The organism is Flavobacterium sp. UGB4466 (assembly GCF_903469665.1).
In the GTDB taxonomy this organism is placed as follows: Bacteria; Bacteroidota; Bacteroidia; order Flavobacteriales; family Flavobacteriaceae; genus Flavobacterium; species Flavobacterium lipolyticum.
Genome location: NZ_CAGKLC010000087.1, coordinates 1 through 18,971 on the forward strand (window position 1 = coordinate 1; position 18,971 = coordinate 18,971).

Sequence of the window (18,971 nt, forward strand, 5' to 3'; positions counted from 1 at the left end):
ATTCTCAATGATTTAATTAGCTGAAATGTCCAATAATCTAATAATCTAATAATCCAAAGATCTAACAATCTAAAGATCTAAAGATCTAAAGACCTAGACAGCAGTAACAATCGCTAAAAAGTCATCCGCTTTTAAAGCTGCACCACCAATTAAACCACCATCTACATCTGGTTTAGAGAAGATTTCTTTAGCATTTTCAGGTTTAACAGAACCACCGTAAAGAATAGAAACTTCATCAGCGATAGTTGCGCCAAATGCTTTACGAACAACCTCTCTGATAAATTCGTGCATTTCCTGTGCTTGCTCCGGTGAAGCCGTTTCTCCTGTTCCGATTGCCCAAACCGGCTCGTAAGCCAAAACAATCTTAGACCATGATTCTTTTGCGATCTGGAATAATCCGTCGCGCAATTGGTTTTCAACAATATTAAAGTGATTGTCAGACTGACGGTCTTTTAATTCCTCTCCAAAGCAGAAAATTACAGTCATGTCATGTTTTAGAGCAGTGTCTACTTTATTAGCAATTAAGGCATCAGTTTCGTGAAAAATAGCTCGACGCTCAGAGTGACCCAGAATTACGGTATTTACATCCACACTGGTTAGCATGTCAGCAGAAATTTCTCCTGTAAAAGCACCGCCTTCAGCCTGATGAACGTTTTGCGCTGCAACACCGATAGTGGTGTTTTTTAATTTAGCTGCTGCTGCCTGCAAGTTTACAAAAGTTGGTGCTACAATTACTTGTGCGGTAGTTTGTGCAGGTATTTTAGCGATTAATTCGTTTAATAATTCTTCAGTTTGTGCTGCGTTTTTATGCATTTTCCAGTTTCCTGCAACAATCTTTTTTCTCATTGTGGTAGTTTTTTATTTTTTGCTTTTATTTTATTCACGTTTATCATTGCAATTGCAATGCATATTGCGGTTTTTATTTTAAACCTTTTAAGTTTTCATTGATTTTGTCAAAATCTTTTTCAATGGCACGATAGAGTACAATTTTCCCGGTTTTGTCTATAATGATGTATCTCGGAATCCAGTCTAAATCAATTGCTTTTCCAAAAACACCTTTCATACCGTCGTTCATCATAAAATGATCGCCTTTTAATTCGTGTTTTTCAATTCCGGCTTTCCATTTGTCAGCAGTTTTGTCTGCAGAAAGGAATAAGTAAGAAACAGTAGGGTTATTGGCTTGTAGCTCTTTTAAATGAGGCATTGCTTTTACACAGTCGCCACACCAGGAAGCCCAAACTTCGATTAACAAAGTTTTGCCTTTGTATTTTTTTAAAATGTTTTTGAAAGCAACCTGACTATCATCGGCTGCTAATAATTTTTCAGACAAAGCTTCTTTAGAAAAACTGGTTTTCTGAGCTTGTGAGCATGAAAAAGTGATAAATGCAATAAAGATTAGCGTTATTTGTTTCATAGTGGTAAATGATTTCGAACAAAGTTAAACAAACAAATGGAATGCCAAATGGAGATTAACAAAATTTGAACATTGTTTCGTTTTATCACAAAAAAGGACGTTCAGGTTATAAAATGAGTAAAGAACGCAGTATTCTTTGATGCACTTTAAATATTGTTGTATGGTTTACAGGGTAATTTCATATTTATGATCATAACCCCTGAAAGGTATACTAAAATGTTCTTAATTGCTAAATTAAGAAGGCCAAAGATGAAACGAAAAGTAGGTTTAATATTAAAAGAGGATAAAAAAAACGAGAGACTGAGTAAGTCTCTCGTAAAATAAAACGGTACCGGAGTACAGCATTGTAGCTTTTCTTTGATTAGCATTTGGGTAGTTAAACTCAAATGTGCGTTGCAAACTACTCCAGTGTAATCAGGAAAGGACTGGTACTTTGTAAACAATATTCGGAAGAATCACCGAATTGAGGTATAATGATAAAATCGATGCTAAAAAAGTACAAATGACCTTTTTCGATGTCTGTAGGTATGGTAATGGAAAATTCAGTGTATGTAACCGAATCCACTACAGCGGCATCGCATGAATCAACAGATTCCCCTCCTTGCGAGTTTGAAAGATTACCTACTATTGTTGTAGCATCGGTTGGGTCTACCCGTATACCCTGATCTTTAATTTTTGCAGTAATAACTGTGCCATAAGGTCCCTGAATTGGGGTAAAAGAATCAATGATTACTTTTGTTTGTTCTGTTGCCATAATATGTTGTATTATAATTAATTAATAAGCAAAGTTACACAAAGAAATTAATATTGCAAGTTTTTTCTTACTTTTTTTGTTGAAAAATAGAAATGGACTTAAATTTTTGTTATTAATTGTCAGTTTGTTTTGTTTGAGGAAATCGACTGTTTTTTTAAAGACCAAACGGGTTATCCTAAAAATATAAGTGGCAAATCAAATTAAGGGATTTATCAAGAAAGTCTAAGGCACTAAGTAACAATAGAGTGAAATGATGTAATATTCGTTTTTTTTGAGTTAATTCAAACTTCAGTAAGATTTGACTTAGTAGCAATGCATAGCCATTCTTTTTATTCAGAGGCTGTTTTAAATTGATTTAATATGACTTTGTTTATTATCTGTTATGGAGTCTTTTCATGAGGCAAAAAAATAATCCGTTGGATGTAAAAAAGCTTTACATGCAACGGATTATTTCCATATCCTAAAAAGTAATAAAACCAGCTATTTTTAGATAGCAGCAGGAGTTATAATTTTAAATCATCCACATCATTGTAATGTGCTTTTTGAACCACAGTTCCATTTTGCAGTACTACAATGCTAGGATTAGCTCTTTCGATTGTTTTTAGAGTAGTGGCATCACAAAAATAGAAGTCAACATGTAAGCCGTATTGTTTTTTTGCTTTTGCAATTTCATCAGGGCCCGAAGCCGTCATTGCAATTACTTTATAACCTTTGGTTTTTGCCTCTTTGTTCAGTGTTTCTAATTTTTTCATTCCCTCAGGATTAGACAATGTTAAATCATACGTTACAAATACCAATAATTTAGGCTCTTTCAATAATTTGTCTTTGTAATCAGAATCGTCTTTAGTCATCGTAAAATCGTGAATTGGCGGCACATAACCTTCTGTAATTACTTTGTCTTTGCGGTCAACAAACGTAGCACCTTCCGGAATGTTCATCAGGTCTTTTTCTGTAAACTCTTTATCGACACCATTTACTTTGTAGATGAAAATCATTTCAACAACCGATTTTGGAGCGCCTTCCGGAATCTCCATTCCCTTCTCGATATTGCTTCCTACTTTGTACGGACGGAAATCTTTGATCGGATTGTGGTTGAGTACCCAAACCGCCATAATAACACACAAAATGATACTTACCAAAGTAAGCATATTGGTGATGAATTTGGAGAATAATGGTTTAACCAGTTTTTTATTGATGAACAGTATCAGAATAAAGAAAAGTAAAACAATATCTTTGGTGAAAGATTGCCAAGGGGTTAAGTGTAAAGCATCTCCAAAACATCCACAATCTTTTACAACGTCAAAATAAGCAGAGTAAAAGGTAAGGAAAGTGAAGAAAACGATTAACAATAACAAAGCCCAAATCGTAAGTTTTGATTTGTATCCTACCAATAACATCACCCCCAGAACTACTTCCAGAATTACTAAAAAGATGGCTAATCCTAAAGCCAATGGCTCCAGAAACGGCATGTTAAAAACAGGCTCACTGAAATACTCGGCTAATTTATAGGAGAAACCAACCGGATCGTTTAGTTTAATCAGTCCGGAAATAATAAAAAGTACTCCGACAAATAATCTGGAAAATTGGGTAATGATGTTTTTCATAAAAATAATGATTTTAAAATTTCAAAAATAAAATTCCAAATTCCAACTTTTTCAATAAAATTTTGGGATTTGGGATTTTTAAGATTGAAATTTTATTTAGTGATAGGATTTAAGATTAAAGCAAAAACAGAATAATTAATCATGTCCTGATAATTGGCATCGATGCCTTCAGATACTATAGTTTTCCCCTTATTGTCTTCGATTTGTTTTACGCGAAGTATTTTTTGCAGAATCAAATCCGTCAGGGAACTTACGCGCATGTCACGCCAGGCTTCGCCATAATCATGATTTTTGGCTTCCATTAACTCTTTGGTTCGTTTTACCTGAGCATCGTACAGTTCAGTTGCTTTTTCAACATCTAAATCAGGCTGATCAACAACTCCAAGCTCTAACTGAATCAGTGCCATGATCGAATAATTGATGATTCCAATGAATTCGCCTTTTTCATCTTCGTCTATTTTACGGACTTCATTTTCCTGCAGACTTCTGATTCTTTGTGCTTTTATAAAAATCTGATCGGTTAAGGATGGCAATCTTAATATGCGCCATGCACTGCCGTAATCTTTCATTTTATTAATAAACAAAGTACGGCAAACCGTAATTACATTATCAAATTCAAGGGAAGTATTCTTCATTTATTGCTGTATATTTGCTGAAAATTTCTTCAAAAATAGGGATAATATTGAAAAGTTTCAAGTTTCAGGTTTTCTTTGTTTCAAGTTTTTTCTAAACAAAGTGTTAATGCCGGATTTTGAAACTATAAATAAAAGTTTCAGGTTTCAGGTTTCAGGTTGACGCAGATCGTGTAGTTTTCTTAACTTGAAACCTGGGAAGAGTTTAAAAAAGTTTCAGGTTTCAGGTTTCAAGTTGATACAGATTGTGTAAGTTCCGGAACTTGAAACCTGAAACTTGAAACTTGAAACCTGAAACTTGAAACCTGAAACCTAAAACTTGAAACAAAGAAAACCTGAAACAAAAAAATAAGAACAAATGACAATTAATTGCAAAGGCCAGCTTATCGATTTATCGATTCCTAAAGTAATGGGAATTTTAAATGTGACCCCTAATTCTTTTTTTGACGGTGGAAAGTATAAAAATGAAGATGAAATAATTGATCAGGTTGGTAAAATGCTTTCTGAAGGTGCTGCATTTATTGATATTGGAGCTTATTCCAGTAAGCCGAGTGCAGAATTTGTATCAGAACAAGAGGAAATTGAACGAATTGTTCCGGCGATCGAATTGATTTTAAAACATTTCCCAAAGGCTTTATTGTCGATTGACACGTTTAGAGCCGAAGTTGCCAAAGCAAGTATCGAAAGCGGTGCAGCCATTATTAATGATATTGCGGCAGGGGAGTTAGATGATAAAATGTTTGAAGTGATTGCGCACTACAATGTGCCATACATCATGATGCACATGCGGGGCAATCCGCAAACGATGCAGAGTCTCACACAATACGACGATATTGTAAAAGAGATGTTGTTTTATTTCTCAGAAAAGGTAAAAAAAGCAAGAAGCTTTGGAATCAATGATCTCATTTTAGATCCGGGTTTTGGCTTTGCTAAAACGACCGATCAGAATTATGAAGTAATGCAAAAAATGGAGCTTTTTAATGTGTTAGAATTACCAGTTTTAGCCGGGATTTCAAGAAAATCAATGATTTATAAAACGCTTGATATAACGCCACAGGAAGCTTTAAACGGAACAACATTTTTAAATACTATTGCATTAACCAAAGGGGCAAAAATTCTTCGTGTTCACGATGTAAAAGAAGCAGTGGAATGTGTTACTTTGTTTAATAAACTGAAAGTATAAGTATTTGAATGACAACTTTATGTGGGTTTTATATTAAAAAAATAAATTATGAAATACTTTACGCTGATTCTTGCTTTCCTTCTTTTTTCCTGCGGTAAAAAAGAGGACGTTTTACTTCCAAAATCCAATGTTACGATTGTAAAAGATGTGGAAGATCTTTCACCAATTTATATCTTCTTTAAAACCGAAGGAAAAGATACCATCGCCGATGTGAACCGAAAAAGCAGCATTATTTCAACCAATTGGATTTTCAATATTGACAAGCGCCTGCCTTTAAAATTGGTCATTCCGGAAGTAATGAAATTACAAGAGAAAAAGCGAGCTGACAGTGCCCATAAAAACGAAAATGCTGAAAATTATTATTCCTACGCCGATTCGATCGGAAAGAACTTAGCTTTCCTGCCTTTCACTAAGGTGTATTACAAAATGGAAGTTGCCAACAACAGAAGCCAGTTGTATTTTAAAAAGAACGGGATGATACAATACAGCGGAAGAAAAACATATGATTTCCCTAAAAATGATTTGCCAAAGTTTTTAGACAGTTTAATCATCAATCCAAAAGCGCAGATTACTTTTTCATTTGATAAAAATATATCTTACGGAGAATATATTCAGTACAAAACTTTCCTCGAAAAATTGGAATTAAAGCAAAAATCTCTTGTTTTTATAAACAAAGAAGAAGAGTTTGTGTTTTAGCTGTAGGCTGTAGGCTGTAAGCTTTAAGCTTTAGGCAATAAGCAATAAGTTGTATTAGCTAAGAAGAGCAATTAATAATTAACAATTGATAATTATTGATGGTGATAAGGTTCGTTCCTTAAAATAGTAAATCCTCTATACAATTGTTCAATAAAAAACAAACGCACCATCTGGTGGGAAAACGTCATTAGCGAAAGCGAGATTTTGCCCTGTGCTTTGCTGTATACCGTATCTGAAAATCCATAAGGTCCACCAATTACGAAGACCAGAGTTTTGATTCCTGAATTCATTTTCTTTTGTAACTCTTCAGAAAAACCAACACTGGAGAAGTTTTTGCCGTTTTCATCCAATAGAATCAGTTGATCCGTTGGCGAGAGTTTCGACAGTATCAATTCACCTTCCTTTTCTTTTTGCTGACTTTCGGATAAATTCTTTACATTTTTGATATCCGGAATAATCTCCAAATCAAATTTGATATAAAACGACAAACGTTTAGTATAATCGTCAATTAAAGTTTGAAGCGATTTGTTGTCTGTTTTGCCAATGGCGATAAGTTTGATATTCATTGCTTATTTTTTGTTTTCAAAAACCGTTTCAAAATGTTCTACAATCGGAAAAGGTTCGTAGTAGTGGTGTAAGATCTTTTTCCATTGCAGATAAGCCTCAGAGGTTCTAAAACCCACTGTATGATCTTCAAGAGTATTCCAATCTACCAATAAAAGATATTTGTTTTCGACTTCAAGACATTTCTCTAAACGATGTCCTGAGTATCCATTTATAGAGGAAATGTATTGACTTGCTTTCGTAAAATCAGCTTCAAATTGAGAGGCCAATTCCGGTTTAACAAAAAGAAATGCAGCTTCCAGAATCATATTCATTATTATGATTTTATCCGCTTAATCTGCGAGAGTAATTTTTTTCCCGCAGATTAAGCAGATTTTTAGTGGTACTAGTTTTTAGAGAACTTCGCTTCGAAAGTTTTAAAACGGTTGTCCAGATCCTTAATCAATTGCTTCTTAACCGCTTCATCCTGAATAAAACTGTAGTTAATGCTGTTGTATACGTATTTTTTTATCGTTGCATAGGAAACATCAGGGTATCGTTTGGCTAATAAAACATATTGCTCTGTCATATTGGTCCTTAAGATTCCGGCATCGTCTGTACTAATTACAATAGGCACATTAAATTCTTTGTAAAGTGTAAACGGATGTCTGTTTTCCTTTACTTTCAAAATGAACTCGTTACTCGTTAAGTTAATCTCGATTGGAATATTTCTTTGAGCCATGTGACGCAATAAATCATAAGAATTTGCTTCATACGCAATGTCAACGCCATGTCCGATTCTGTTGGCTCCGGCGATGTGAATAGCGTCGTTGATGTGCCAGGTTAATTCTTCCGGCTGAACCAGTCCTAAAGTCAGTTCACCGGCATGAAGCGTGTATTTTACATTAGGAAACTTAGAATTACAGTATTTAAACATGACCATGTGCAGCCAGTAATCCTTCATGGAGTTTTCGCCATGTTCCGGTGAAACAATGTTTACACCTGCAACCAATTTGCTGTCGTTGGCAGAAATAAAGGCAATCGTCAGGTTTTTAAATAAATCTACAGGATCCATAAAGCGAAGGACAAAATTCTGATAGCGCATCGTAAAGCGCTCGTCGTCAATTTTCAGATCCTTGTGCAGTTTGGCAATAAAATTAGTGTTGAAGTCTGCAGCATATTTTTTGGCTTCTTTCTTTTGAAGTGATTGGTACAATTCGTCTAAAAGCTTTATAGCCGCTTTTTCATCTTTTTGAGTCGCGGCCTGACGAAGTTTTGCATTGAAATCAGCAAGGTCAGAAACATTCATATCACACGGAATCGTTGATAATTGAGTTTCGATATAACTTACATTTTCAGCCAGAGCACGTTTTTTTAATTCCAGCATTCCTTCAGCGAAATGACCCTGGATTGTTGATTCGAATTTTTGGAAAGAATCAAAAAACAAATCATCAGAAGGAACACTTACCCCGTTATAATCTTTAGCCGACCAGGTTTGCATGATTTGCTGTTCATAATAAGCCAGTTTTCCATCGTTTTTTAGAGAAGAGAACGTTTGCCAGTTGCCTATTGAAGGTTTGGTTTTAGATACCGCCATCGTTTCTGTATTCAGATAAAAATCTTCTGCAATAGCTCTTTCTAAAAGAGGTTCTGCATAAATCGATCCGGAAAAATGATGGTGTAAATCACCGCCTTTTGGCATTTGTTGGAAGAAAGCTGTGGAGAGCGCTTCGTTATTTCTTATTTTTTCTAAATAACTATCAGCCGTTTGAGAAAAGCCGATCTGTGCTATGAAAATACAGAAAAGTGTAATTATCCTTGTCATACTCTAAGTTTAAATTACATGCAAATATACGAGTTTCTGCCGAGATTTAAAAATTGATTTCGTTGTGTTGTTTTTTTACCGCCAAGAGCGCAAGGTTTTGTTATGTGCTAAATTTTATATAAACGCAAAGTTCGCAACGCTTTACCTAAAAAAACTTTTCGAACTTTGCGTAATTCTTTGCGAGCCTTGCGGTTCAAAAAAAACTTCTTAAAAGATTTAGGTTACGCTCTGCTGGAGCAGTTTTGGGAATAATTTTACCGCCAAGAGCGCAAGGTTTTGTTATGTGCTAAATTTTATATAAACGCAAAGTTCGCAACGCTTTACCTAAAAAAACTTTGCGAACTTTGCGTAATTCTTTGCGAGCCTTGCGGTTAAAAAAAACTTCTTAAAAGATTTAGGTTACGCTCTGCTGGAGCAGATTTTGGGAATAATTTTTACCGCCAAGAGCGCAAGGTTTTGTTATGTGCTAAATTTTATATAAACGCAAAGTTCGCAACGCTTTACCTAAACAACTTTGCGAGTCTTGCGGTTCAAAAAAAACTTCTTAAAAGATTTAGGTTACGCTCTGCTGGCGCAGTTTCTGGAATAATTTTACCGCCAAGAGCACAAGGTTTTGTTATGTGCTGAATTTTATATAAACACAAAGTTCGCAACGCTTTACCTAAAAAAACTTTGCGAACTTTGCGTAATTCTTTGCGAGCCTTGCGGTTAAAAAAAAAACTTAGAGCCTCAGTCCCTCAGCCTCTTTAAGAAAAAAGTACGTCGTGAATTTCCTCGACCTTATCAAAAACGCTTTTTGCAAAAGGACAAAGCGGGATAATTTTCAGGTTATTAGTTCGGGCATATTCTACAGCGGCCATGACCAGTTTTTTACCGACGCCTCTTCCGTTAAATTCCTCATTTACTTCGGTATGGTCGATGATGAATTTTGAATCACCAGCCCAGGTATAAGTCATTTTTCCGGCTTGTTTTCCGTCTTCTACAGCTTCAAAATAGCCTCTTCTTGTATCGTTTATTTGTTGAATTTCCATGATGTGTTATATTAGTGTGGTTTTTATTTCGATTGAATTTGTTAATGTTTTATGTATCGGACAGCTGTTAGCAATGGCTTCAAGACGTTGTCTTTGCTTGTCGTCGACCTCGCCGATAATTTCTATTTTTCTTGTAAACAAGGAGATTTTTTGGTCGAGATCTCTTTCAAAGTCAACTTTGATATTGATTTCGGTAACCTCCCATTGTTTGCGATTGATATACATGCGAAGTGTGATCAAAGTACAGGAGGCCAGAGAAGAGGCCAACAGTTCTGACGGACTAAATCCTAAGTTTTTGCCCCCCATTTCTTGCGGCTCATCTGCAATTACAATATTTCCGCTGGCAGATGTGATCTCCGTGCGATACAAACGGGTATCGATATGTGCTGATAGTGTATTCATAGTTATCTCATTTTAGGATCAGGTAAAGGAACAAAATCCGTTTCGCCCGGAACCTTAGGGAAAGTCTGTTCTGTCCAGTCTTTTTTAGCTTTTTCTATTCGGTTTTTATCAGAGGAAACAAAATTCCAAAAGATAAAATGTTCTTCCGGAAAGGGCTGTCCTCCAAAAATATAAACCGTTGTGTTTTCGGCTATTTCGAACTCGCATAAAGTACTGTCGTTGGTAATCAGAATTTGTTTCGGATCGTAAATGTGTTCACCGCTTTTAATACTTCCTTCCAGAATGTATAAACCGCTTTCGCCAAAAAGATCCTTTCCAATGTTGATTTTTCGGACTTCGGTGCTTTTGATTTCAATAAAATAAAGCGGACTATACACAGGAACAGGTGATTTTTTACCAAATGCTTCTCCCGCGATTAATTTATACGAAACGCCATCTTCTTCCCAGCTCGGAATATCACTGGCTTCTACATGCGTAAAGTTAGGATCCATTTCTTCCAGTTCTTTAGGTAATGCCACCCAAATTTGAAGACCGTGAAGCATCTTGTCAGAATGTCTTAAATATTCAGGAGTCCGCTCTGAATGTACGATCCCTTTTCCGGCTGTCATCCAGTTTACGGCACCGGGTTTTATTTCCAGTTCGGTACCCAGACTGTCGCGATGCATAATGCTGCCTTCAAATAAAAAAGTCAAAGTAGAAAGTCCGATATGCGGATGTGGAGGAACATCCATATTTTGATACTGATTTAAATGTGCGGGACCCATATGGTCGATAAATACAAAAGGACCAACGGCTCTTTTTTCACGGAAAGGCAATAGACGACCTACCATAAAATTACCAATATTGGCAGCGCGTTCTTCGATGATTAAACTGATATTTGACATGTTCTTTGTTTTAGTTGAAAGCAAAATTACAGCTGTAGTCACAATCTGTAACTTAATTTAGATTAAGAAAGTTTGTTTTTGGTATTCTTTATAAAAGTAAGGAATAGAATTAAAAAGATTTGATTTGAATTGAAAAAGAACACCAATTTTCACGAACTAATTTTGTGTTATGATTGAACTCATAGAAACATAGAATCCTAAATAGGATGCGGAGGAAGATTCAAGAAAATCAAGATTTTTTCACAAAATGATGAGTCTTATTTAAAATGACTTTATAGGTACAATCAAAAACTATGTTTCTATGTGTTTAAAAATTTACTCAATCAATTTGTGTTAATTGGTGTGATTAGCGTTCTTGTTTTAATCATTCAATCAATTCAAACTCCAATGTTTCACTCTCAGTGCCATTAATGATAATAGACAACTGATGTTTTCCGGTATGAAAAACACGTGTTGTAATGATTTTAAATGACTGATTTCGCTCTACTTTAATGGTTTCATTTGGGAGATAAATCTTCTCACTAATTTTAAAGACTTTTTTTGCCAGATGCCCTTTCGCTTTTCTATAGTGAACAGCATATTCTAAACGAATCGTTTTCGGCTCATTATTTTTATTGTTCAGATGAAATTGAAACTGCAGATAGTCTCCAATTTTTACAATTGGTGTCTTGATTTCAAAAGAAGAAAGTTCAATATTAGCATTGTTCAGACCATAATGATTCAGAATTTCAGGATGTCCCTGTTTTAATAAAGTACGACAGCCGTGTTTGATGATTCCATCTGTTTCTTTGCTATGACCTTGCCATTTACAGGCAATTTCCAAGACGATTTGCGGATTGTCTTTTACGATATCGTTCAGGTTATTGGCGACACTTCGACGCACATATTCCGAAGGATCGTTTTTTAAATTCTCTAAAATTGGCAGAATAGAGTCAGGGTCTTTTTTTAAGTACGGAATCGCCATTGCCCAGGGTAATCTTGGTCGGCTACCTTCACTGGCCAATCTGCGAACATGATGATTTTTATGCAGAGACCATTTGGTCATTTCATCAATCATCTGTTCTTTGTATTTTAGAATAAAAGGACGAACAGCAAATTCGCAGCTTATAAATTGCGTGATAGAAACAAAGGCTTTCGCTGAAGTTTTAAAATCATCCAAGCCGTACATTTCAATATAATCGGCAAAAAATATAAATGCCAGATTGCTATCGGTAAAACTGTTTTTCTTTAAGCTTTCAATGATCTTGTCCAGTAAAGAAACAGCTTCCGGGAAATTTTCAGGCATAAATTGATGTAAAACAACCGTGGTGTGTTTCATGCGGTCTTTCCATTCTTTTTGGCTAAAATCGCCTTCGTAAATGGCTGCAATGAATTTTTGTTTGTCAAATGTTGGGTGTACTTCAGTAACAGCTTGACCAAATTGTTCGTAGAAAGAAACGGAGTAAATGTCTTTAATTAATCCCATGATTTTGTTTGAATGAACCTCAAAGATATTTAATGTTTGTTAATTATTGGAGCTGGTAAAAGATTAAGTTTAGTTAAGAGTTTAATCTTTATTTTCCTCAATCTTCGGCTAATTTTTCAATTTTAAAATCAAAGCGAAGCTTTTAAATCCACAAAATATGTCCTACTTTAGCATCATATAAAAATTTTAGGAAAATGATTAGCGAAGAACAGTTTCAAAGCGAATTACAATTATTAATCAGCAATGCAATTCGGGAAGATGTAGGTACGGGAGATTACAGTTCACTGGCTTGTATTCCGGACACGGCACATGGGCAGGCTAAATTACTGGTAAAAGACCAGGGAATTATTGCCGGTGTTGCATTGGCGAAAATGATTTTTGAATACGTAGATCCGAAATTAAAAATGAAAGTTTTTATAGAAGACGGAACTCATGTAGAATATGGTGATGTAGTTTTTGAAGTTTCAGGAAGTTCTCAGTCTATTTTAAAAGCAGAGAGAGTGGTTTTGAATAGTATGCAGCGTATGTCGGCCATTGCGACCAAAACAGATCAGTATGTGCAGCTATTGGACGGAACCGGAGCTAAAATATTAGATACCCGTAAAACGACTCCAAATTTCAGAGTTGCTGAAAAATGGGCTGTCAAGATTGGAGGAGGAGAAAACCATCGTTTTGCATTGTACGATATGGTCATGCTGAAAGACAATCATATTGATTTTGCAGGAGGAATTACATTGGCAATCAAGAAAACCAAAGAGTATTTAAAAGAGAATAATTTAGATTTGAAAATTATTGTCGAGGCCAGAAATTTAGATGAGATTCGCGAAATTTTATTAAGTGAAGGCGTTCACAGAATTCTAATCGATAATTTTAATTACGAAGACACTAAAACAGCAGTGCAATTAATAGGCAATAAATGCCAGACGGAATCTTCGGGCAATATTAATGAAAAAACAATTCGTGAATACGGACTCTGCGGTGTCGATTACATTTCATCAGGAGCACTTACGCACTCTGTTTATAACATGGATTTAAGTTTGAAGGCTTTTTAATTAAGTTGTGAGTTATGAGTTGTGAGTTGTGGAATGTGAGTAAAGAAAGATACAGTTTATATGAATCTAATATCCAGTAATCTAAGAATTAAAAAATCTAACAATCTAATATCTAAAGATCTAAAAATCTAAAATAATATGTCAAAAGAGATAGAAGAGCGGATTGAGAAAGTTCCTGTGGTGCGATCTGTAGTTCGTTTTTTCAAGAGAATAAAATTACCCTGGCTTGAAGGTTTTTCGTTATATGATTTGCTTGAAATGTATACCATCGGTATTATTGAAGGAGCATTTTCGTATCATGCGAGTGCTGTTTCGTTCAGCTTCTTTATGGCTTTATTTCCTTTTGCATTATTTATTTTAAACTTAATTCCCTTTATTCCTATTGAAGGATTTCAGCAGGACTTTTTGCAGTTTGTGCAACAGGGAGTTCCTCCGAATACCTATGAGGCGATCAGTAAGATTATAAGTGATATTTTAAACAACAGTCACTCCGGTTTATTGTCGTCGGGATTTTTGCTTTCGATATTTTTAATGGCAAATGGTATTAACGGTATTCTGAGCGGTTTCGAATCCTCGAAACATGTCTTTGATAAACGCGGTTTTCTGAATCAGTATCTGGTGGCGCTGGCAATTTCACTCATCATGACGATTATATTGTTTGTAACAGTAGCAACAATTGTTGTTTTTGAGGTATTCATTCAAAAAACAATCATTCAGGATGTGTTAAGCGATCGCATTCCGTTGATTATTTTGGGGCGATATTTGTTCGTTGTTTTAATGATTCTGATAACCTCTTCACTATTATTGCGTTATGGTACGAGGCAATATAACAAAGTGCCTTTTATAAGTATTGGGTCTGTTTTTACAACTATTTTAATTGTGATATCCTCATTCTTTTTTGGGATTTGGGTTATAAAATTCTCAAAATATAACGAACTTTATGGTTCGATAGGTACATTATTAATTCTAATGTTTTATATTTGGATAAACTGTATGATTCTGCTTTTGGGATTTGAATTGAATGCCTCTATCAGAAAATTAAAACAAAAAAAAAATAAATAAGATGAAAAATTGGATGTTAACGATTGGTGTTTTTTTTCTAACATTAGGCACGATTCAGGGCCAGGGTGTAATTGGAAAATGGAAAACAGTTGATGATGAAACCGGTGAAGCTAAATCGATTGTAGAGATTTATGAAAAATCCGGTAAAGTGTATGGCAAAATTGTAGAAATACTTCGCGAAAACCACAAAAAGGATTTATGTACTAAATGTGACGGAGCAGATAAAAACAAACCAATTTTGGGTATGGTGATCATCAACGGACTTAAAAAAGACGGTTCTGAATACAGTGGAGGAACTATTTTAGATCCAACAAGCGGAAAAAAATACAAATGTTATATCGCATTAGAATCAGCAGATAAACTAAAACTTCGTGGTTATGTTGGTATTTCTATCATGGGAAGAACACAATACTGGAGCAGAGTGAAGAATTAATTTTATAAAAAATAATAAAATGCGAAAATTAGCATTGATAGCTTTATTTCTGGTACAGCTATCCCATAGTTTTGCACAATCTAAGAATTCGCCATTACAAATAAGTCATCTTACGGGTGACTTTTATGTTTATAAGACGTTTCACGATTATAAAGGTACGCTGATTTCGGCCAATGCCATGTATTTGGTTACAGATAAAGGAGTTGTCCTGTTTGACGCGCCTTGGGACAAAACACAATTTCAGCCTTTGCTGGACAGTATTAAAGCAAGACATCATAAAGAAGTTGTGATGCACTTTGCCACGCACTCCCATGAAGACAGGGCGGGTGGTTTGGATTTCTACCGTAAAAAAGGAATTAAAACCTATACGATAAAAGCAACAGATCAGATTCTGGAGAAAAATAAGGAAGCAAGAGCTGAGTTTGTTATTCCGGATGACACCTTGTTTACAGTGGGTAAATATACTTTTGAAGTGTATTACCCGGGAAAAGGACACGCGTCAGATAATATTGTGGTTTGGTTCAATAAGCAAAAAGTACTTTATGGAGGTTGTTTTGTTAAAAGTGTGGAAGCAAAAGATTTGGGCTATCTTGGAGATGCAGATGTTAAAGAATGGCAGAAATCTATTCTGAAAGTACAGTCGAAGTTTAAAAACCCAAAATACATTGTTACGGGTCATGATGATTTGAAAGATTTGACTTCTTTGAAGCATACACTAAAACTGGTTAAGGAATACAATGCAGCAAAGCCTTCTGGTAAGTAATACTCTATTGTTCTGAATCAAAAGTAAATTTATTTTTATGATTTGGTTGGAAAGAAGTTGGTTTAAGGTCCATCTTCCGTTATAAATGTTATAAAATATCCACATGTTTTTTATCGAAGTCGTTTTACCGCTTTCATTAGCTAAAACTTTTACCTATCGTGTTTCTGAGGCTGAATTCCATTTTATTAAAAAAGGAATGCGGGTTGCGGTACCATTTGGTAAAAATAAAATTTATACGGCATTGGTTATTGAGTTGCATCAAAATGAACCGGGTTTGTATGAAGCCAAGGAAATTCATCAGATATTAGATGAAAAACCTATTGCGACCGAAGTTCAGATCAAGCACTGGCTTTGGGTGGCGAATTATTATATGTGTGCTATCGGTGATGTCTATCGAGGAGCTTTTCCAAGTGGCCTGTTGTTAGAGAGTGAAACGGTTGTTTCGTATAAAACTGATGCGGAGGTAAATCAGGACGAACTTTCTGATGATGAATATTTAGTCTATGAAGCCCTGCAGCAGCAAAGTTCTTTAAGAATTCAGGAAATTATTTCGATGCTGAATAAGAAAAATATTCTTCCTGTTCTTCAAAAAATGATTGCCCGAAATATTATTGTTCTAGAAGAAGAAATTAAAGAAGGATACAAACCAAAACTGGTTCGATATGTGAAGCTGCATGCTAAATATGAATCCGATAATGGTTTAGGAGAATTGCTGGAAGTTCTAAAAAATGCCAATAAGCAAAAGGAATTGGTGCTGGCGTATTTTCAAATTATGGCCTCTGAAAAGAAACCAATCACTGTGAAAAAGTTGGTTGAGGTTTCAAATTCTACTTCGGCTGCCGTAAAAGCTCTGATTGATAAAGAGATTTTTGAGGAGTATCTTTTACAGCAGGATAGAGTTTTGTTTACAGGGCGAACAACAGACGATCAATTGTTGTTAAGTGAAGCGCAGACTAGAGCTTTTACAGCTATTAAAGAGAGTCTCTCGGAGAAAGAAGTATGTTTACTGCATGGAGTTACCTCAAGTGGTAAAACAGAGATTTATATCAAACTGATTGAAGAATATCTGGAAACGGGAAGACAGGTTCTTTATTTGCTGCCCGAAATCGCTTTAACGACACAATTAGTTTCAAGATTAAGACTTTATTTTGGTGATAAAGTAGCTGTTTTTCATTCTAAATACAGTAATAATGAAAGAGTTGAGGTTTGGAAGCAGACTCTTGAAAATTCGGAGAAAGCGCAAATTGTAATAGGAGCAAGGTCGGCTCTGTTTTTGCCTTTTGACAATTTAGGTTTGTTGATTGTAGACGAAGAGCACGAACAGACTTTTAAGCAAACCGATCCTGCGCCACGTTATCATGCCAGAGATGCGGCAATTGTTTTGGCTAATTTTCATAAAGCAAAAGTATTGTTGGGCTCGGCGACACCAAGTATTGAAACCTATTTTAATGCACAAGCCGATAAGTATGGTTTGGTGTCGCTTACGGAGCGTTATAATAATGTACGAATGCCTGAAATTCTTTTAGTGGATTTGAAAGACAAGCATTTCAGAAAAAAAATGACCGGACATTTTAGTGATCTTTTAATAGAAGAAATAGGAGAGGCTTTGTCTTTGGGAGAGCAAATTATTTTGTTCCAGAACCGACGAGGATATTCACCTATAATAGAATGTATGACCTGTGGTCATGTACCGCATTGCCAGCAGTGTGATGTGAGTCTGACTTTTCACAAACATAAAAATCAGTTGCGTTGTCACTATTGTGGTTATTCGATTGCAAAACCAACACATTGTCATAGCTGTTCGAGTATCGATTTGACGACTAAAGGATTCGGTACAGAACAAATCGAACAGGAGCTGGTTACACTTTTTCCCAAAGCCAAAACCGGTCGAATGGATCAGGATACGACTCGTGGTAAATTTGGTTTCGAAAAAATAATAGATTCCTTTAAAAATCGTGAAATTGATATTTTGGTCGGTACGCAAATGCTGGCGAAAGGACTGGATTTTGATAATGTAAGTTTGGTTGGAATTATGAATGCGGATAATATGCTGCATCATCCCGATTTTAGGGCCTTTGAACGGAGTTATCAAATGATGACACAAGTTGCGGGGAGAGCCGGTAGATCTGAAAAACAAGGGAAAGTCGTGATTCAAACCTATAATCCGAATCACAATACGATTCAGCAGGTGACCAACCATAATTATATAGGTATGTATAAGGAGCAATTGTATGATCGCCAGATTTACAGATATCCGCCTTATTTCAGAATTATAAAACTGACTTTAAAGCATCGTGATTTCGATAAATTAAAGGAGGGTTCGGTGTGGCTGTATCAGGTTTTGAGTCAAAATTTGAATATGCCGGTACTGGGGCCGGAAGAACCAGCGATCAGCAGGATCAGAAATGAGTATATCCGAACGATTTTGATTAAGATTCCGCAGAACCAGCATTTGGTTAATACGAAAAAAACTATTCAGAAGATGCTGAATAGTTTTGAGGCTGTTGCTCAGTACAGAGCTATAAAAGTTATTGCTAATGTTGACTTCTATTAAATTAAGAAGAAGTGGAGAGTGCTTTTACCAGATCTTCTTTTTTGTTTCGGCTAAGAGGGATTTTGGTAATGCCAATCTCAGCAAATTTACTGTTAAAGCGTTCTACTTTATCAATGTTAATAATATAGGATTTGTGCACACGAATGAACTTGTCTTTTGAAAGATCGTTTTCAAAAGATTTCATGGTCGAGAGCACCAGATTACTGTCGTCTTCGGTAACCACTCTCACATAATCACCAAAAGCTTCAATCCATTTGATTTTTGCAGTGAATATTTTGAGTTTTTTCAGATTACTTTTGATAAATATATGTTCGCCTTCTTCTTCTTTGATGTCCTTTTTTAGTAAATGCATGTCAATGGCTCTTTTTACAGAGGCATTAAAACGATCTACCGCAATAGGTTTCTGAAGGTAATCTGTAGCGTCGTAATCGAAAGCTTTTAAAGCATATTCTGCTTTAGAAGTAATAAATATAATTTGTGGCTTAGATTTTAGTCCGTCAAGAAAATCAAACCCATTAATAACGGGCATTTCTATATCAAGAAAAATTAAGTCAATATTATTTAGAGAGATACAGCTTTTTGCCTCTATTGCATTTGAAAAATCCCCGATTAAATGCAAACCTGGGTGATTATTAACTAATTTTGCAATAATAGTTCTTTGTATAGAACTATCA

20 protein-coding genes are annotated in these 18,971 nt (G+C 35.4%); 7 read left to right on the top strand and 13 right to left on the bottom strand.

All coding sequences use genetic code 11. The features are described from left to right. Positions 1-93: 93 nt before the first annotated feature. The 5 genes from tpiA to JO950_RS17260 all read right to left on the bottom strand — a co-directional run bounded on the left by tpiA (position 94) and on the right by JO950_RS17260 (position 4,407). Entirely contained in the window at positions 94-846 is a 753-nt protein-coding gene (gene tpiA, locus JO950_RS17240; RefSeq protein ID WP_202703754.1) for a triose-phosphate isomerase, read from the bottom strand. A 73-nt stretch (positions 847-919) separates the two neighbouring features. Further along, positions 920-1,414 carry a TlpA disulfide reductase family protein gene (locus tag JO950_RS17245; protein WP_202703755.1) on the bottom strand — a complete coding sequence of 165 codons (495 nt, stop codon included), beginning with the start codon at positions 1,412-1,414 and terminating at the stop codon, positions 920-922. 400 nt (positions 1,415-1,814) lie between these two features. Then, positions 1,815-2,168 carry a hypothetical protein gene (locus JO950_RS17250; protein WP_202703756.1) on the bottom strand — a complete coding sequence of 118 codons (354 nt, stop codon included), beginning with the start codon at positions 2,166-2,168 and terminating at the stop codon, positions 1,815-1,817. A 503-nt stretch (positions 2,169-2,671) separates the two neighbouring features. Further along, positions 2,672-3,772, bottom strand: a complete 1,101-nt coding sequence (locus JO950_RS17255; protein ID WP_202703757.1) for a BT_3928 family protein — start codon at positions 3,770-3,772, stop codon at positions 2,672-2,674. 92 nt (positions 3,773-3,864) lie between these two features. Then, a complete protein-coding gene (locus JO950_RS17260; protein WP_202703758.1) occupies positions 3,865-4,407 on the bottom strand; it encodes a DUF1599 domain-containing protein in 543 nt (180 codons plus the stop codon). Between the two features lie 355 nt (positions 4,408-4,762). On the opposite strand from JO950_RS17260, the gene folP reads away from it, so the two are divergent. Both folP and JO950_RS17270 read left to right on the top strand, forming a co-directional pair. Beyond that, positions 4,763-5,587: a dihydropteroate synthase gene (gene folP / locus JO950_RS17265; RefSeq protein WP_202703759.1), complete on the top strand. Its 825-nt coding sequence runs from the start codon at positions 4,763-4,765 to the stop codon at positions 5,585-5,587. Between the two features lie 48 nt (positions 5,588-5,635). After that, a complete protein-coding gene (locus JO950_RS17270; RefSeq protein WP_202703760.1) occupies positions 5,636-6,283 on the top strand; it encodes a hypothetical protein in 648 nt (215 codons plus the stop codon). A gap of 92 nt (positions 6,284-6,375) precedes the next feature. On the opposite strand, the gene rlmH is transcribed toward JO950_RS17270, so the two are convergent. From rlmH to JO950_RS17305, 7 genes are all read right to left on the bottom strand, one after another. Continuing rightward, positions 6,376-6,849, bottom strand: coding sequence for a 23S rRNA (pseudouridine(1915)-N(3))-methyltransferase RlmH (gene rlmH, locus JO950_RS17275; protein WP_026982293.1), 474 nt, complete (start codon positions 6,847-6,849; stop codon positions 6,376-6,378). A gap of 3 nt (positions 6,850-6,852) precedes the next feature. Further along, on the bottom strand, positions 6,853-7,161 hold the full coding sequence (locus tag JO950_RS17280) for an antibiotic biosynthesis monooxygenase (protein ID WP_230001184.1): 309 nt from the start codon (positions 7,159-7,161) through the stop codon (positions 6,853-6,855). A gap of 71 nt (positions 7,162-7,232) precedes the next feature. Beyond that, positions 7,233-8,651 carry an adenosine deaminase gene (locus JO950_RS17285; protein WP_202703761.1) on the bottom strand — a complete coding sequence of 473 codons (1,419 nt, stop codon included), beginning with the start codon at positions 8,649-8,651 and terminating at the stop codon, positions 7,233-7,235. A 746-nt stretch (positions 8,652-9,397) separates the two neighbouring features. Then, positions 9,398-9,682: a GNAT family N-acetyltransferase gene (locus JO950_RS17290; protein ID WP_070908561.1), complete on the bottom strand. Its 285-nt coding sequence runs from the start codon at positions 9,680-9,682 to the stop codon at positions 9,398-9,400. Between the two features lie 6 nt (positions 9,683-9,688). Next, positions 9,689-10,084 carry an OsmC family protein gene (locus JO950_RS17295; protein ID WP_202703762.1) on the bottom strand — a complete coding sequence of 132 codons (396 nt, stop codon included), beginning with the start codon at positions 10,082-10,084 and terminating at the stop codon, positions 9,689-9,691. Between the two features lie 2 nt (positions 10,085-10,086). Then, positions 10,087-10,968: a pirin family protein gene (locus JO950_RS17300; RefSeq protein WP_202703763.1), complete on the bottom strand. Its 882-nt coding sequence runs from the start codon at positions 10,966-10,968 to the stop codon at positions 10,087-10,089. 364 nt (positions 10,969-11,332) lie between these two features. Beyond that, the gene (locus tag JO950_RS17305) at positions 11,333-12,433 is read right to left on the bottom strand and encodes a DNA alkylation repair protein (protein WP_202703764.1); all 1,101 of its coding nucleotides are present in this window, start codon (positions 12,431-12,433) and stop codon (positions 11,333-11,335) included. A gap of 194 nt (positions 12,434-12,627) precedes the next feature. Between JO950_RS17305 and nadC the strand changes: the two genes are divergently transcribed. The 5 genes from nadC to priA all read left to right on the top strand — a co-directional run bounded on the left by nadC (position 12,628) and on the right by priA (position 18,297). Continuing rightward, positions 12,628-13,485, top strand: coding sequence for a carboxylating nicotinate-nucleotide diphosphorylase (nadC, locus tag JO950_RS17310; RefSeq protein WP_202703765.1), 858 nt, complete (start codon positions 12,628-12,630; stop codon positions 13,483-13,485). Between the two features lie 138 nt (positions 13,486-13,623). Next, on the top strand, positions 13,624-14,547 hold the full coding sequence (locus JO950_RS17315) for a YihY/virulence factor BrkB family protein (RefSeq protein ID WP_202703766.1): 924 nt from the start codon (positions 13,624-13,626) through the stop codon (positions 14,545-14,547). 1 nt (position 14,548) lies between these two features. Next, the gene (locus JO950_RS17320) at positions 14,549-14,980 is read left to right on the top strand and encodes a DUF2147 domain-containing protein (protein ID WP_202703767.1); all 432 of its coding nucleotides are present in this window, start codon (positions 14,549-14,551) and stop codon (positions 14,978-14,980) included. A gap of 19 nt (positions 14,981-14,999) precedes the next feature. Beyond that, positions 15,000-15,743 carry a subclass B1 metallo-beta-lactamase gene (bla-B1-FLAV, locus tag JO950_RS17325; RefSeq protein ID WP_202703768.1) on the top strand — a complete coding sequence of 248 codons (744 nt, stop codon included), beginning with the start codon at positions 15,000-15,002 and terminating at the stop codon, positions 15,741-15,743. Positions 15,744-15,846: 103 nt separating this feature from the next. Further along, entirely contained in the window at positions 15,847-18,297 is a 2,451-nt protein-coding gene (gene priA, locus JO950_RS17330; protein WP_202703769.1) for a primosomal protein N', read from the top strand. A 1-nt stretch (position 18,298) separates the two neighbouring features. Here the strand turns inward: priA and JO950_RS17335 are convergent. Beyond that, on the bottom strand, positions 18,299-18,971 hold a 673-nt coding region (locus JO950_RS17335), incomplete at its 5' end, for a LytTR family DNA-binding domain-containing protein (protein ID WP_202703770.1).